This window comes from Arthrobacter sp. Y3223164, assembly GCF_059091005.1.
Map to the genome: position 1 here is coordinate 1 of NZ_JBNHGF010000612.1, position 1138 is coordinate 1138.

The 1138-nt window shown below is 71.7% G+C and carries 2 protein-coding genes; one reads left to right on the forward strand and one right to left on the reverse strand.

Annotation, left to right across the window (positions count from 1 at the left end; genetic code table 11):
• Window positions 1-378: DinB family protein (locus tag AC5RUJ_RS16840; protein WP_494156314.1), on the forward strand; the 378-nt coding region annotated here is incomplete at its 5' end.
• A gap of 77 nt (window positions 379-455) precedes the next feature.
• Here the strand turns inward: AC5RUJ_RS16840 and AC5RUJ_RS16845 are convergent.
• A partial coding sequence (locus tag AC5RUJ_RS16845) for a GNAT family N-acetyltransferase (protein WP_494156315.1) occupies window positions 456-1138 on the reverse strand: 683 nt, incomplete at its 5' end.

The following is a 1138-nucleotide window of genomic DNA, read 5'->3' on the forward strand; positions in this document are numbered from 1 at the left end:
CTGGCGGAGCCCGGCGCCCACGTCCGCCCCGACGACTCGACGTGGTCGGTGCTCGAGTACGCGGCCCACGTCCGCGACGTCTGCCGCGTGTTCGATGCCCGGCTGCAGCTGATGCTCGGCCAGGACAACCCGGAGTTTGCCGACTGGGACCAGAACGCCGCGGCCGTGGAGGGACGTTACGCCGGCCAGGACCCGCGCGCCGTCGCCGAGGAGCTGGCGGCAGCGGCCGCGGAGGTCGCGGCCGGCTTCAATGCGGTGACCCCGGCCGAGTGGGACCGGCGCGGCAGGCGCAGCAACGGTTCGGCTTTCACCGTCGTCACGCTCGGCAGCTACTTCCTGCACGACGTCACGCATCACCTGCACGACGTCGGGGCGTAGCCGCCGCCCGGCCGCGGTGCACGACGTCGTAGGTGCACGACGTCGGGGCCCAGCCGCCGGCGGTCCCCCTGCCTGCGTCAGGTCAGGGGCAGTTCATAGTCCAGGTAGCGCTTGGTCGGCACGTAGCCCATCCGGGTGTAGAGGGCCAGCGCCCCGCTGGGGTTCTCGGTGTCAACGCCCAGCCCGGCGTGTGCCATCCCGCCGGCCCGGAACCGGCGCATCGCTTCGGCCAGCAGCGACTGGGCAAGCCCGCGGCCGCGCCACGGCCTGCGGACGCCGAGGAGGTTCGTGAACCCTTCGTCATACCCTGACTGCAGCTTGTACTGAGGATCAAAGCTGGCCACCTGGTACGCCACCGTCTCGCCGGAGGCGGCCTCCACCACCGACATGCTCCACTCCGGCCTGGTCTCAGGGTGCTGCACCAGGTTCTTCCACCGGCGCTCGTCCCTCGGCTCGCTGCCCCAGTGGTCCGCGAACGCCTCGTTGTGGGCGAGCCGCACGGCGTCGCTGTCGCCCGGATCCAGGTCCACAAAGACGAAGCCCTGCGGCAGCGGCGCGTCCGGAATCTCCACCAGCGGCCGGGTCATTTCGGTGAAGTAGCGGACCACCCTGGCGCCCACCGCTTCCATCAGCGCGTTGTGCGCCGGATCTTGTTCCTCGGTGCTGCTCCGCAGGACGCCGCCCCTGATGCCGGCCGCGCGGAACCGGCGCCGATGGCGGTCGGCTTGCCACTCGTAGAGCGCCCTGCCGATGCCGCGGC